Source organism: Fodinibius sediminis (genome assembly GCF_900182555.1).
In the GTDB taxonomy this organism is placed as follows: Bacteria; Bacteroidota; Rhodothermia; order Balneolales; family Balneolaceae; genus Fodinibius; species Fodinibius sediminis.
Window position 1 is genome coordinate 141,317 of the sequence record NZ_FXTH01000003.1, and the last position, 14,366, is coordinate 155,682.

Sequence of the window (14,366 nt, forward strand, 5' to 3'; positions counted from 1 at the left end):
GGGGACTCCAACGTCTCTCCATAGTCAAAAGCCATAAAGACATTTATATGGATACTGTAACACAAATTACCCTCGGAGCCGCTGTTGGTGAATGGATACTGGGACGAAAGATTGGCAATAAGGCTCCCCTCTGGGGGGCGGTATTGGGGGTTGTACCCGACCTTGACGTTTTAGCTATTCCATTTGTATCCAATGTTCAGGCTCTGGCTCTTCACCGGGGGCTCTCTCATTCGGTATTATTCTGCATTTTGGGAGCCTTTGGGCTGGGCTGGGCGCTCAACAGGCTTCACCGCACGGAACGTCTTGGTTGGCAGTCATGGTCATGGCTTGTATTCTGGGTCCTGTCCACCCATGTTTTTATTGATGTATGCACCACCTATGGAACACAGATCCTGCAGCCGTTCAGTGACCGGCTTTTCAGCCTGAACTCCATCTTTATTATCGACCCTTTCTATACCCTGCCCATGATGGCCGGGGTTGTCACAGCTCTTTTTTTGCCCAGGGAATCATATCGACGCCGATGGCTCAATTATGCAGGCATAACGGTCAGCTCGCTATACCTGTTGATCGGTTTTGGAATCAAGGCCCATGTCAATACGGTTTTTGAACATAATTTTAGCGCACAGCATGTGAATCCGGAGCAATACATGAGTACGCCGACCCCCTTCAATGTGTTGCTGTGGACGGGTTACGCCAACAAAGGAGACACCCTGCTGGTGGGCTTGTATTCGGTGCTGGATGACGACCGGGAAATCCATTTTCGACGTATAGCAAAAAATGAAGAGCTGATAAAGCCCTACCGGGAACAGTTGCCCCTGGAGCGACTTCTCTGGTTTTCGCAGGGATACTATGTAGCCGATCGGGATTCTTCCGGAGAACTCTTCATGCATGACCTGCGATTCGGACGATCTGACTTCTGGCTTACCGGCCGACCGGCACCCTATGTCTGGAATTATCGCCTGCAATTTAACAGGGACTCATCCAGGGTTACGGGTTTTTTCCGGTTTGAACCTAGCTTTGAGCGTCGTACAGCCATGCTGTCCGGCCTGCTTGACCGCATTATGGGTGAAGAGGCCTTCTGATAAGTCAGTCAATGTCAACCCAGCAGCCCTCGTTGTGGCTTTGCACTACGGCATCGATGGTCTTCATGTTTGCCAGGGCGTCATTCAGCGGGGTGGGCACGCTGTCGCCGTCAAGAACTGCTTTTGAAAAAAGATCACCCTGAGCCGTGTACTGGTTGCAGGGTTCAAAACGTATTTCCTGCTGCTGATCTCCACGGGTCAGGAGAATGGTCGTCGGGGTATCAACGGGAGCATTGAACGGCATGGCGATCTCCATTTTTCCCTCTGTACCCAGAATACGGACGCTTTGGTGCGGGGCGAGCTGCGTTGCACAGGTAAAGGTGGCAGTACCGCCGGGAAATGCCAGGATGCCGGAAGTTAGCCTATCGATGCCGAGCTCAGGGTCCATCTCCATCGTGCCAAAGACGCTGTCGGGTTCCTCATCAAACAGAAAACGGGGGACCGAAATGCAATAGCATCCAATATCCATCAGTCCACCCCCGCCTATGCCCGGTTTGTTGCGGATGTTATCGGGATCATCATTGTAATAGGAAAAAAAGGAGCGGATCGTCTGCACCTTGCCCACCGCGCCCTCCTTGACCAGCTCCCGGGCCCTCACCCATCGCGGGTGATGCCGGTACATAAACGCTTCCATTACGTTGAGGTCTGGATGTTTGGAAGCCTCGGAGGCTAGTTTCCGGGCATCTTCCAGGTTGAGTCCGAGGGGTTTTTCACAAAGTACATGCTTGCCGGCCTGCAGTGCCTTAATCGACCAGCTGACATGCAGGTGATTGGGAAGCGGGTTGTAAATGGCATCCACTTCGGGAGAGGCCAGGAGTTCCTCGTAGGAACCGTAAGCCTCTTTGATGTTCAGCGATTGAGCCACTTCCCGGGCCCGCTCGGGGTCGCGCGAGGCAATAGCGGTAATTTTACTGTATTGCCCCTGCTGCATGGCGGGGATCACTTTTTCAACTCCAATTTTGGCCGTACTTAAAATGCCCCAGCGAAGATGGTTGTTGTCCATGTTGAAAATCTAATCTGTATTTAAGGTTATTTTACTTTTTCAGATGCTTCGGAAATCAGCTACTCGTTGGATGGGGGTTCACCTTCGCTTTTTTCCGGACCCTGTGCCGGGAGATTAACATTCTTCATGCTTCGGAACGCTTCCATAAAATCCATGGGAAGCGGGAGCATGACGAATGAGGTGTTTTCCTCGGAAACTTCGGTCATGGTTTGAAGGAACCGGAGTTGGAGTGCCGCGGGCGCCTGCTCAATCATCTTGGCAGCGTCGACCAGCCGTTCGGCAGCCTGATATTCCCCTTCGGCGTTAATGACTTTGGCCCGCCGGTCGCGTTCGGTCTCGGCCTGACGTGCCATGGCCCGTTTCATGTTTTCGGGCAGGACCACATCGCGCACTTCTACCGACACTACCTTGATGCCCCAGGGATCCGTTTGCCGGTCGATGATTTCCTGAATTTTCTTGTTAATCTTGTCCCGGTTGGCCAGCAGTTCATCGAGTTCCACCTGCCCTACAATGCTCCGGAGGGTTGTTTGGGCCAGCATGGAGGTTGCATGAATATAGCGCTCCACCTGTATGACGGCCTCCTCGGCGTCCAGTACGCGAAAAAAGGTGATGGCATCCACATTAACCGTCACGTTGTCTTTGGTGATAACCTCCTGTTTATCCACATTAATGGTCAGCACCCGCAGATCCACCCGTTCGATTTTATCGATAAATGGGATCAGGAAGATGAGTCCCGGACCTTTCGTACTTTTGTATTTTCCAAGCCTGAAGACAACCGCCCGCTCATATTCACGCAGAATTTTGAACATCTGGGGCAACAGGATGGCTGCCAGTACAGCAATAGTGATAATCCATGATAGCGAGTCAATAAATTCTGTGCCGTTTTCCATGATGATGTGGAGTTGATTAGGGTTTGTATTATTGAATTACGAGAAACGTCTCACTTTGGCTGTTAATCCTTGGATATCAACAATTTCACAGCTCTCTCCTTCTGTAATAGATTCCTCGCTCACTGCATTCCAGTATTCGCCGTTGATAAAGATACGCCCGTGGCTGTTGTCGATGGGTTCAACGACTTCCGCTTTCTTTCCGATCATCGATTCCTTGCCCGTGATGTTATTTGAAAACTGGATTCGGATGCCTTCCGTCACAATCCAGACAAAAAAGAGGGTTGTCAGGATTGTAGCTGGAATAAGCCATGCCCAGGACAGTTCCATGGATGCGGGAAGATCCTGGAAGAGCATCAGGGCACCCAGAAAAAAGGATATGGCACCGCCTGCTATCAGGATGCCAAAGGCGGGCGTAAATGCTTCGGCTATGAAGAGCACAATAGCCAGGCCAATCAGGGCAAAACCGGCAATGTTGATGGGCATGGAGGCCGAAGCGTAAAGTACAAGGATGAGAGCAATGATACCGGCCACACCAGGGACAATGGCACCGGGATTGGTCACTTCGCCAATAATGCCATAAATGGCAATCATGGTCAAAATTAGCATGACTTCGGGACGCATGATGAAGCCAAGCAGGTTTTCAGCGAGGTTGGTCGGGATCTCAGAGATGGTGGCATCCCGGGTGTGCAGGGTGTCACCGTCGACAACGCGCCCGTCAATCTTGTCGAGAAGCTCTTCGCGGCTGCTGGCGATGAAATCGATAACGTTGAGCTCAAGGGCCTCGGAATCGGTAATCGACTCACCATCCCGTACGGCCGATATTGCCCATTCGGCATTGCGATCGCGTCGGTTGGCAATACTTTCGATAAAACTTTCGGAATAATTGAAGATCTTTTTCTGCATCACCGAGTCTACTTGTCCGCCGCTCATTTGGACGGGCGAGGCGGCCCCGATGGTGGTAGTGGGAGCCATGACGGCAATATGAGCGGCCATGGTAATAAATGTACCGGCACTTGCGGCCCGGGCTCCCTCTGGGGCTACATAGACAACGATGGGCATTTCATCAGAATCGAGAAATGCCTGTACAATATCCTTGGTGGATTCCAGCAGGCCCCCGGGAGTGTCAAGCTGCACGATCAGGCATTCCGCTCCTTCTTCCTTGGCCAGCCGTATACCCCGGTTGATATAATTGGTGGCGGTAGGGGAAATGGAACTCTCTACTGAAATCATGGCAACAGTGGAGCTCGATGCGCCCGCCGCTGCCGTGGTATCAGTCTGCGACCAGCTTGCACCCGCCATTGCCAACAAGCACGCTATGAGGAAGATGAAATTTCTCATATAGGTAAGATATTAAAAAGCATTCTGGAAACAATGAAAATCATGTGATTTCTGAGGAGCCCTGCTGCAAGCGGCAGAGATGCCCGGCAGTTGGAGACATAAGCCCGCCATACAGGTTAACTTTCTGATTAGTTTCTGTTGAATGAGACTAATGCATACCTTATGTTTCAATCACAGAAACTAACTAACCAATTGGTATTACTGAAATGACGGATAAAAAGAAGGATAGCAGGAGTGAGATCATTCAGGCGGCCCAAGACGAGTTTATCGCCCATGGATATGGCGGTGCCCGCCTGCAGAATATTGCAAATCAGATTGGCGTCACCAAGGCGATGATTCACTATTATTTTAACACGAAAGCTGAGCTGTTTGAATATATTTATCGCCGTTCTGTTCAGGCAATGTTCAGTGGTCTGTCGGAACTTTTGGAGGCTGATCTTCCACTTTTTAAAAAAATTGAACAGCTGGTCGCGGCCTGTTTGGAGAACGCCGAGCGTGATCCTGAAGTACTGAGCTTTGTGATTGCCGAAACCAGCAGGAATGAAGATTGGCTGCGACCTATCTTTGATGAGGAGGTTTCACTTGAGCAGGAGGTTTTCACGGGACAGATTGAGGAGGCTTCATCCAATTATGTTATTGCCTCGGTGCATCCCGGTCAGCTGTTGCTCAATATCTTTTCCCTTTGCTACTATCCGGCCGTTACCAGCTCTATTAATGCATCCTTGCTGAATAATGGGGATGGTGTGACCGCATCGTCACTGGCGGCGGACCGTCAAGGTATTGTACTGGATACCATACTGAATTGGTTGACGGCGTAAACTGGGGATGTGGTCTCAGCTGTTTTACAGCTGCTCAATTGCTTCTTCAATAATATCGAGTATCAGCTCCGCTTCTTTGAGGTGCGTGCGGAAATTCAGCAGGGCCAACCGCAGGTAGATCGTCCCGCTGATATGGGTTGATGACAGAAAAATGCGCCCATCACGATGGATGTAATCGACAATGGCTTTATTGAGGGCATTGGGGTCACCGTGCTCGGGTAGGTAACGGAAGAAAAGAATGGAAAGCTCCGGTTCTGGTCCCACCTCAATACCGGGCATATCACTGAGTCTCCGGTAGCAATAGCGGGTAAGCTGGAGTTTTTCCTCGAGGGCCGCGCGGAAAGGAGCAACGCCCAGCAGCTGAAGGGGAAGCCACATCCGGAGACCGCGAAAATGCTTGGAGAGCTCCGGGGAGAGATCCGCCGGGGAATATTCTTCGGTTGCTTTAAGGGTGTCCTGCAGGTAGTTGGCGGTCATGTGCTGTGAATCATAGAGCTTTCGACCGTTGCGAACCAGCACTGCCCCCAGTCCGTAGGGAAGAAACAGGCCCTTGTGCGGGTCGATAGTCAGGGAGTCGGAACGTTCCATTCCCTTCATTACCTTTTTACCGTGTTCGGTGAGCATAAAAAAGCCGCCATAAGCCGCATCAACATGAAACCAAAGCTTGTGCTTTTCAGCCAGGTCGGCAATATCATCCAGGGGGTCCACCGCCCCCAGATCTGTAGTGCCGGCTGAGGCAAAAATCATCAGCGGGATCAGTCCTTCCCTTTTGTCGGACTCTATTTGCTTTTCCAGCGCTGCGGGTTTCATCCGGTAGCGGTCGTCCATGGCAACCTCCCGGACGGCTGCCTCTTGAAGCCCCGAGAACTTTATGGCCTTGATGACACAGTGATGAACCTGCCGCGTGGTGTATATAACGGACCGGTGAAAATCTTTAGCCCGGATCCCAGCCTCATCACGGGCGGTCACCATGCCGATAAGATTGGCAAGGGAACCGCCCGAGGTAAGGTTGCCCGCCGCTTTCCCGGGGTAGCCGATAAGGTCACACATCCAGCGGATGCAGATGTTCTCGATGCGAACCGCCCCGGGGGAGGAAAAGAAAACGCCGGCATAGCGGTTGGTTACGGCAGCCAGGAAATCGGCAACAGCGGAGGGATATACGCCTCCGCCGGGGATATAGCCGGCATGCGTGGGAGCGGTGGGATTTAGTCCCGGGGTGTCCACCTCGGACTCAAGCAGTTCAAGCAGGTCAGACAATGGGTGGGGGGCTTCCTCAATGGGGAGCTTGTATACTTCCCGGCCTTTGTCCGGAGTGTCAACGTAGGCCGGCTTTTCCGACAGTGTGTTCAGAAAATGCTCCGTGTAGTTTCGTGCTTTGTTCAGCAACTCAGACCGGTCAGCCCCATCCATTTCAAGTATGCGGGCCTGACGTTCGAGATTTTTAATACGTGATTTCATATTATTTCTGCCCATACTTAAACGAAATGAAAATCGTTTTATATAATGAATTGATTTCTGAAGAGACGGTCTTTAACGTCTGAATAATTTTAGAGAGAAGTAAATAGAATTTTATTATGAATAATAATGGCTTGCGTACCGTATTTTTAATGACACTCGTTATGGTGCTGATCATTTTTGTCGGTCGCCTGGTGGCCGGAACAACAGGTATGGTCATCGCTTTTGTTGTAGCGACAGGGATGAATTTTTTCAGCTACTGGAAGTCTGACAAAATGGTGCTTCGAATGTACGATGCCCGGCCGGTGGATCAGCAGTCGCACCCAAAACTTTACCGTATGATGGAAGAGCTGGTGCAGAAAGCCGATTTGCCTATGCCTGCGCTTTATGTTATCCCTCAGCAGCAGCCGAATGCTTTTGCAACAGGACGAAATCCTGAACATTCAGCGGTGGCGTTTACCGAGGGTATCCTTCGAACCCTCAGAATAGAGGAGCTTCGGGGAGTGGCAGCTCACGAGCTGGCCCATATTAAAAACCGCGATATCCTGACCTCAACCGTTGTTGCCACGGTGGTCAGTGCGCTGAGCATGCTGGCGCAGTTTGCCTACTTTATCCCGATGGGCGACCGGGACCGCGGCGCAAACCCACTGGTGGCCTTAATTGTATTGATAACAGCTCCCATCGCTGCAATGTTGCTGAAGGCGGCGATCAGCCGAACTCGTGAATATGAAGCAGATCGGGAAGGGGCCGAAATTTCGGGCAGCCCCCGACAGCTGGCCTCGGCCCTGCAACGCATCGAAAAGGCGGCTGAGCAAATTCCCATGAATGTTTCGGAGTCTGCTATGCGATCCACTTCTCATATGTTCCCGGTGAACCCGTTTAGCGGAGAGCGGTTGATGAGCCTCTTTTCAACGCACCCGGCAACGGAAGATCGCGTACAACGGCTGATGGAGATGGGGTGATGGTCCTGGTCCCCAGTCACTGGGCAACCCTTTTCTGATCGATCTTACGTTGCGTCAGATAGGAAAAAAACCAGATGATGGCCCATCCGATAGCAAGATAGAACCAGCCGGCGATGAGGATGACTCCGGTGTTGAGGGCATACAGCAGATGACTAAACCACGGAGGTGCTGCGTTTTGGGCTTTGCTCATCAGGTCTAACACCCCGTCGCCGAAGTAACCCAGAAGTTTTACGATGAGCAGGAGCCCGGTGTATCCCCAAACAATGCCGGTAAGTATGGGAGATTGAAACAGAACCGCAAGAATGATGACTGCTGAAGCAATGAGATCGACAATAACATCTTTAAGCCAGGCCATAGTTAGATCATTAAATGAGTTGTGAACATACCGATAGCTTCAATTAAAGCATTGCACAGCTCATAGTCCACCTATGATCCGGTGATCTTTTGCTGCAGCCCGCCTTTCTTCTCAAAAGTGCCCGGTGTGGCAGTCGATGCCGGCCGTGTGATGGCCCGGCGACCTGCCGCTTTTGTTGGGGGACATCTGTTGGGAGGTGTGGGTGGCCGGGAAGGATGAAAAAGCTAAATAGATTTCACTAATCTACTTTATCCGTTTTTTTAGATTAAGAAATCTTTTAGTCTAACAGACTTGACTAAGCGACCAGCCCCTCATTCATATCTTCAATAATTTCAACCCTGTGGTGGCCAAAAAGCTTAAAACTGTGATCTACTCTTCCTCATACTGATCATTGTAGGCATTCTTGATGCGCTGGTTCATATGACGCTTGTAATTCTTGTATTCGTATTTGCGGACCGTAAATTCCGAGCGGTAAGTGCCGTCGTTGCATATCACCTTCAGCTTGTTCGGGTGATCGGTTTCGCTGATTTCAACACTGATGGAACCTAATTTGTAGGAGTCAATCACAGTACTCATAATTTTTCTTTGGTTTGCAACAAGATAAGACAATGCAGCTTCTTTGTGAATTTTTGTCGTGGTTTACAAAATAAAACAGGCCCCGCTTTCTAAACGGGGCCTGCTTTTACCAAGGATAACTGAATCAACTCCAACTTTTAATTTAGAACAGCTCCTGTATCTCTTGGTACGACATATTCTGCAGCTGATCTTTATTCAGCTTCTTTTTAGCTGCTACACCACCGGGAATGATGACATACCGGAATTCAAGCGAGCTGTTGAAACCGACACTGGCACTGTTGTCCAGCGTGAACCGTGTAATAAACAGCCTGTTTAAGCGGGGGAGAAAGTCCATGACATTCGACGCACTGCCGGCATATCCTGTATAGGGCAGGGGATATATGTCGTCTGAGAATTTCATGTAGACATTGACTACGCCTTGATCCAGGATCTCCTGCGAGAGCTGGGGTGCATCAATATCACCTACTTTCATGTCACTTCCGTCGATGGTTGTGTCACGGACGGCAGAATCCAGGGTGGTCCATGAAGAGTATATCACATTGGCCGTCCCTTTCAGGCTGATGGGCGTTCCCCAGCCGCTGTCGGTTTTGGGCCCGTACAGTTCATAGCTGGATTTGTCGAGGTAGTAGTCGCCTGCCACGCCCAGAGAGGCCGCCGGGGCACCTGTGCCGGAATGAATCTGGCTTCCGTCTTCCCCATCTTGTCCATCGGCTCCATCCTGCCCGTCAGCTCCATCTTCACCCTTCAGGGTTATGGGGGTCCCCCAGCCGTTGTCATTCTTCGGGCCGTAGAGTTCACCGGTATCCTGATTCAGGTAATAATCGCCCGCCACGCCTGTTGCTGCGTCAGGGGTGCCGCTGCCGGCATGGATTACGCTGCCGTCCTCACCGGCCGGACCCACGGGTCCTTCAGGTCCCTGCGGACCCTCTGGTCCCTGTGCTCCTTCAGGTCCCTGGGGACCTTCGCAGCCGGCCATCGTTCCCAGGACCAGCGCCAGAGGGACTACCAGCAGCATGAATTTATGAAATATATTCTGTCTGTCGGGTTTTATTGTCTTCATAATAACGTGTTGAGAGCATTCTTTGATTATCGATTTATGATCAGTCCGGGGCTTTTGAATCCCCGCTTCACTTGTAGTATATACGAAGCATCATTCGGAATGGGCTCAAATTGGTATTGTGAAGCCCTGGTCAACAATCATTAGCCGATTGATGGATGTTGGGGTTGAGATTCTCGGTATTCCTCCTAACTTAATGCATGGTCAACTGGAAGCAGCTAACGTCTTGCCATCATGTATGAAAATATTGAGCCATTGAAATGCAACCCGCCGGGCACTTTCCGCGAAGTTGTTGCTCATCCCGGTGGCGAGGATCGTGCCATTGAGAAAGCGATTATCATGGAACACCGCTTTGCATTCGTCTTTTGGATGAAGTGGAAACGGGCTTTGGAAAAGCGGGGCTGGCTCGAACAGGCGGCCCCCACACTGGTTACCATCGACTGGCACCGCGACCTGGCCCCGCCGGACCGGGAACAGAAAGAAGGGCTGCTGGGGCTCGACCAGTCAAATCTTTCTGATGTCTCCAATTACGTCTGGGGACGGTTTGACCAGACCAACGACGGCCACATTTTCTGCGCGGCCTGGCTCAACCTTGTGGGAGACATCATCCTTCTCAAGAACTCATCCGGTCCAATGGAAGATACGTTTGCCGATCGCCATGGTTGTGAGCACCGAATTTTCGAATTTAGGGATGTAGAACGCATGGAAGCCTTCCTGGTTCAGCGCGATGATCGGAATATATTCCTGGATATCGACCTGGATTATTTTATCCATGGCAAGGGAAATGTGTTCTACCCCGGAACCTTTGAACCCTATACCGAAGAAGAGATTAGATCAGTCATTAATATCGAAAGGGATGCGTTCCGCTACATACTGTCACGCATGGACGGGCTGACGATAGCACAGGAACCATCCTACTGCGGAGGGATCGCCAATTCCTGTTCCATTATGAAGATTGTAAATAACCAGTTCTTTGACGCCCGGAATAATTGGAAACACCTTAATAAGTAAGACTAAACTAATTCACTTATGATTTATATCGTCATGGGCGTCTCAGGTGCCGGAAAGACGGTGGTGGGTCAGGAGCTGGCCCGCCGGCTCGGCCTTCCCTTTTACGACGGTGATGAATTTCATCCGCCCGCGAACATTCAAAAGATGGAATCCGGCCGGCCGCTCAATGATGCGGATCGCCGGCCCTGGTTGCTAAAACTGGCTGCAAAGATGGTTGAATGGGAGGCTGAAGGCGGCGCTGTCTTGGCGTGCTCGGCCTTGAAGGAGCGCTATCGGCAACTGCTTATCTCCAAACACGAGGCACAGTTTATTTATCTAAGGGGAACAGTTTCCCTGATAGCGGAGCGCCTTTCGGAGCGAACAGGTCATTTTATGCCCGAGTCTCTGCTGAAATCGCAGTTTGAAACCCTGGAAGAGCCGGACGAGGCTATTACCGTTTCGGTGGATCGTCCACCGGAAGCTGTTGTGTCCGCTATTTTGGAAAAGCTTGCCGCCCGGGATCTTCTCTGAATAAATCAAAAGAATAACTTGCAAGATCATCTGTGGTCTTGCATCTTTTTCAGAGATCGGCTCGGTAGAAAATTGATCAAAATTTGATCTTTATTTAAACAAGAAGCAATGGAAAAATCTGATATCGGCGTTTATGGGCTGGGCGTGATGGGGCGCAATCTGGCATTGAATTTTAACGACAAGGGATTCCGGGTTTCTGTCCATAATCGCAAGCTGCCCGGCGAGGAAGACCTGCTGCAGAAGTTTGCGAATAATGAAGTGGCCGGCACCAATATCGAGGCCTTTGAAGGTGCCGAAGCGTTTGTAGCTTCCCTGGAGAAACCCAGAAAGATTTTAATGATGGTCAAAGCCGGTGCGCCGGTGGACTCGGTCATTGCGCAGCTTGTTCCCCTTTTGGAAGAGGGGGATATTCTCATTGATGGTGGCAATACGCACTACACGGATACCAACAGGCGCCTCGAGGAACTTGCCAATGAGGGCATCCGCTACGTTGGCATGGGTATTTCGGGTGGAGAAGAAGGGGCACGGCACGGTCCATCCCTGATGCCGGGCGGCGATCATGAGGCGTGGCCGCACCTGCAGCCCGTTGTAGAAGCTGTGGCTGCCAGCTCACCAGGGGGTGATGCCTGCTGCGCATGGATGGGGCCCCAGGGGGCCGGCCATTTTGTGAAGATGGTCCACAATGGCATTGAATATGCGGTGATGCAGCTGATTGCCGAATGCTACCAGCTGATGAGCGAAGGAATAAAAATGAACAGTCAACGTATTGCCGAAACTTTTGGTCAATGGAACAGCGGTCGGCTGGAAAGTTATCTGCTTGAAATAACTGCGGATATCTTTAGGGTGCGGGCAGAAGACGGAACTCTCGTTCTGGATCATATCCTCGACAAGGCCGGCCAAAAAGGCACCGGCCGGTGGACGGCTCTTACGGCCCTGGAGCTGGGGGTTCCGCTGCCACTGATTACGGAAGCGGTTTTTGCACGAACGATGTCGAGTTTTCAACAGCTGCGCCAAGAGGCCTCCAAAGCAATGCATGTCGACAGAAAGCAGCTGCAGGATGAGGGCCTGCTGAAGCAGCTGCAGGATGTTTTGCTGGCAGGACAGCTTGTTGCTTTTGCGGAAGGCTTCTGGCTGCTCCGGGCCGCTCAAAAAGAATATTGCTGGGAAATCCCGTTTGCCCGTGTTGCCGAAAGCTGGCGCGGCGGGTGCATTATCCGGTCGGCGCTGCTGGACCCTATTGCAGAGGCGTTCCGGGAGGATCCGGACCTGGAACACTTGCTCCTGGCGCCGGCCCCGGCAGGAATGATAGCCACAATGGATGAAAGCAGCCATTCGGCTGTAGCCGGGGCTCTGGAGGCGGGTTTTCCGGTTCCCGCGATGGCTGCGGCGCTCTCCCATTGTGATGCGCTTCGGAGCAGCCGGCTGCCGGCCAACCTCATTCAGGCCCAACGCGACTATTTTGGGGCGCACCGGTATGAGCGGCTCGACCAGCCGCAGGGCACGTTCTTTCATACCGACTGGCAGAAACAGGCTGGTTCGTCATAACGTCATCATGCGGTATGGAGCATGAAACCATTGGAACACAGATAAAGCGATCAGGATTATGTCATTTGAAGACAAAACAATCATTATTACCGGGGGGGCAAAAGGCATTGGTGCCGGCTGTGCGGAGATTTTTTACCGGCAGAACGGCAACGTTGTGGTTTTGGACCTGGATGAGGAAACGGGTCAGGCGTTCTGCAACGATCTGGGAGACCGTGCCCGTTTCATCAAATGCGATGTTTCCCGCAAGCAGCAGGTAAAGCAGGCCATTGGCCAGGTTGTCTCAGCCTTTGGAGGGGTGGACGTGCTGGTCAACAATGCCGGTATCCTGCAATATTCGAAAGTGACCGATACCTCCGAAGAGGACTGGGACCGCATATTGGATGTTAATGTGAAAGGGGCCTTCTTGTGTGCCAAGTATGCCATCCCCCATATGGTAGCAGGCGGGTCCGGGATTGTGGTAAATATGTCCAGCGTCCAGGCATTTGTAACGCAGACGAATGTAGCCCCCTATGTTACTTCCAAGTCGGCACTGATCGGACTCACAAGGAGTATTGCCGTTGACTATGCCCCTGAAGTACGAAGCGTTGCTATCTGCCCCGGCGGGGTGGATACGCCGCTGAACCGGGCGGCGTTTCAGCAGTCGCCGAACCCCAGTAAGGTTCGTCAGGAAACCATCGATCTGCACCTTGTGGAACGGATGGCCCAGCCGGGCGATATCGGCGAGCTGGTAGCTTTTGTGGCCAGCGACAAGGGATCGTTTATCAACGGACAGCCCATTCGCATAGACGGCGGGATGGGGATCAAAATAGCAGGAAGCAAAACAGACTGAGTTGTTATGCAGAAATCAATACAGGCGTCGCTTGAACTGCAATGGGAGGCGGTCCTTGGCGAGGGACCGGTCTGGAACGAGCAGGCGGCCAGGTTGTACTGGGTCGATATACTTTCGGGCACGTTGTTTTGCTATGATCCCTCGACGTCAGAAAACAGGACATACGATATCGGGCAGCATATCGGCTGTGTAGCCCTTCGAGAGCGGGGCGGGCTGGTAATGGCGATCCGGTCGGGCTTTGCTTTTTTTGATCCGGCAAAAGAGGAGCTTATTCCGGTCACTGATCCCGAAGAGGGACTCTCCGGCAATCGTTTTAATGATGGCAAGTGCGATCCGTCCGGGCGATTCTGGGCCGGAACGATGTCGTATGAGCTGGAGGAGGGAGCGGGCAGCCTGTATTGCCTGGATACCAGCCTGAAGGCAAAAGCAAAGCTGCGGGGAATCACGATCTCCAACGGACTGGCCTGGACCGATCATCAGTTTTTCTTTATAGATACGCCGACCAGAAAGGTGCGGGTTTTCGATTATGATGCCCAATCTGGTGAGATTGCCAATCCATCCGTGATCCGGTCATTTGGGGAGGATGAGGGGTTTCCCGACGGCATGACCATCGACCGGGAGGGGAAACTGTGGATTGCCCTTTATGGGGGTAGCAGGGTTATTCGAGTCGATCCGCAGACCGGGGATACCCTTTTTGAAGTTCAGCTGCCGGTGCCCAAGCCGACCTGCTGTACCTTTGGAGGCGCGGAACTCAATGAGCTTTATATTACAACCGCCCGGGAACATATGAGGGAAGAGGAAATTGAGGAATGGCCGCTTTCCGGTTCCCTGTTTAAAGCCAGTGTTCCGGTCAGGGGATTTGCTGCATCGCGTTTTAAAGGATAGAATTACAGATTGTATAAAGGTAACAGGTGGCTTTCCAGCATTAAAACAAG

Annotated in this window: 15 protein-coding genes; 8 read left to right on the forward strand and 7 right to left on the reverse strand. The window is 51.8% G+C overall.

The window, feature by feature from the left end:
- The first annotated feature begins 47 nt into the window (after positions 1-47).
- Positions 48-1,082: a metal-dependent hydrolase gene (locus FN808_RS04485; RefSeq protein WP_142713363.1), complete on the forward strand. Its 1,035-nt coding sequence runs from the start codon at positions 48-50 to the stop codon at positions 1,080-1,082.
- Positions 1,083-1,086: 4 nt separating this feature from the next.
- Here FN808_RS04485 and FN808_RS04490 read toward each other — a convergent pair whose 3' ends face one another.
- The 3 genes from FN808_RS04490 to FN808_RS04500 are packed head-to-tail and all read right to left on the reverse strand — an operon-like array spanning position 1,087 to position 4,313.
- Positions 1,087-2,085, reverse strand: coding sequence for a Gfo/Idh/MocA family protein (locus tag FN808_RS04490; protein WP_142713364.1), 999 nt, complete (start codon positions 2,083-2,085; stop codon positions 1,087-1,089).
- Between the two features lie 59 nt (positions 2,086-2,144).
- Positions 2,145-2,975, reverse strand: coding sequence for a slipin family protein (locus FN808_RS04495; protein ID WP_142713365.1), 831 nt, complete (start codon positions 2,973-2,975; stop codon positions 2,145-2,147).
- Between the two features lie 36 nt (positions 2,976-3,011).
- Complete coding sequence (locus tag FN808_RS04500) at positions 3,012-4,313, reverse strand: NfeD family protein (protein WP_142713366.1); 1,302 nt, start codon at positions 4,311-4,313, stop codon at positions 3,012-3,014.
- 206 nt (positions 4,314-4,519) lie between these two features.
- On the opposite strand from FN808_RS04500, the gene FN808_RS04505 reads away from it, so the two are divergent.
- Positions 4,520-5,131 (forward strand): TetR/AcrR family transcriptional regulator, encoded by a 612-nt coding sequence (locus tag FN808_RS04505; RefSeq protein ID WP_142713367.1) that lies wholly within the window; start codon positions 4,520-4,522, stop codon positions 5,129-5,131.
- Positions 5,132-5,155: 24 nt separating this feature from the next.
- On the opposite strand, the gene FN808_RS04510 is transcribed toward FN808_RS04505, so the two are convergent.
- A complete protein-coding gene (locus FN808_RS04510; protein WP_142713368.1) occupies positions 5,156-6,589 on the reverse strand; it encodes a pyridoxal phosphate-dependent decarboxylase family protein in 1,434 nt (477 codons plus the stop codon).
- Positions 6,590-6,705: 116 nt separating this feature from the next.
- On the opposite strand from FN808_RS04510, the gene htpX reads away from it, so the two are divergent.
- The gene (htpX, locus tag FN808_RS04515; RefSeq protein WP_142713369.1) at positions 6,706-7,548 is read left to right on the forward strand and encodes a zinc metalloprotease HtpX; all 843 of its coding nucleotides are present in this window, start codon (positions 6,706-6,708) and stop codon (positions 7,546-7,548) included.
- A gap of 16 nt (positions 7,549-7,564) precedes the next feature.
- Here htpX and FN808_RS04520 read toward each other — a convergent pair whose 3' ends face one another.
- The 3 genes from FN808_RS04520 to FN808_RS04530 form a co-directional block, all read right to left on the reverse strand.
- Positions 7,565-7,903 (reverse strand): hypothetical protein, encoded by a 339-nt coding sequence (locus tag FN808_RS04520; RefSeq protein ID WP_142713370.1) that lies wholly within the window; start codon positions 7,901-7,903, stop codon positions 7,565-7,567.
- A 369-nt stretch (positions 7,904-8,272) separates the two neighbouring features.
- Positions 8,273-8,479, reverse strand: a complete 207-nt coding sequence (locus tag FN808_RS04525; RefSeq protein ID WP_142713371.1) for a hypothetical protein — start codon at positions 8,477-8,479, stop codon at positions 8,273-8,275.
- A gap of 142 nt (positions 8,480-8,621) precedes the next feature.
- A complete protein-coding gene (locus FN808_RS04530) occupies positions 8,622-9,539 on the reverse strand; it encodes a collagen-like domain-containing protein (protein ID WP_142713372.1) in 918 nt (305 codons plus the stop codon).
- Between the two features lie 231 nt (positions 9,540-9,770).
- Here FN808_RS04530 and FN808_RS04535 point away from each other — a divergent pair, with 231 nt between their 5' ends.
- From FN808_RS04535 to FN808_RS04555, 5 genes are all read left to right on the forward strand, one after another.
- Positions 9,771-10,547, forward strand: a complete 777-nt coding sequence (locus FN808_RS04535) for a hypothetical protein (RefSeq protein WP_142713373.1) — start codon at positions 9,771-9,773, stop codon at positions 10,545-10,547.
- A gap of 18 nt (positions 10,548-10,565) precedes the next feature.
- A complete protein-coding gene (locus FN808_RS04540; RefSeq protein WP_142713374.1) occupies positions 10,566-11,057 on the forward strand; it encodes a gluconokinase in 492 nt (163 codons plus the stop codon).
- A gap of 108 nt (positions 11,058-11,165) precedes the next feature.
- Positions 11,166-12,602, forward strand: a complete 1,437-nt coding sequence (gene gnd, locus FN808_RS04545; protein WP_142713375.1) for an NADP-dependent phosphogluconate dehydrogenase — start codon at positions 11,166-11,168, stop codon at positions 12,600-12,602.
- Between the two features lie 58 nt (positions 12,603-12,660).
- Positions 12,661-13,431 carry an SDR family NAD(P)-dependent oxidoreductase gene (locus tag FN808_RS04550; RefSeq protein ID WP_142713376.1) on the forward strand — a complete coding sequence of 257 codons (771 nt, stop codon included), beginning with the start codon at positions 12,661-12,663 and terminating at the stop codon, positions 13,429-13,431.
- Between the two features lie 6 nt (positions 13,432-13,437).
- The gene (locus FN808_RS04555) at positions 13,438-14,316 is read left to right on the forward strand and encodes an SMP-30/gluconolactonase/LRE family protein (RefSeq protein WP_221929903.1); all 879 of its coding nucleotides are present in this window, start codon (positions 13,438-13,440) and stop codon (positions 14,314-14,316) included.
- Positions 14,317-14,366 lie beyond the last annotated feature (50 nt).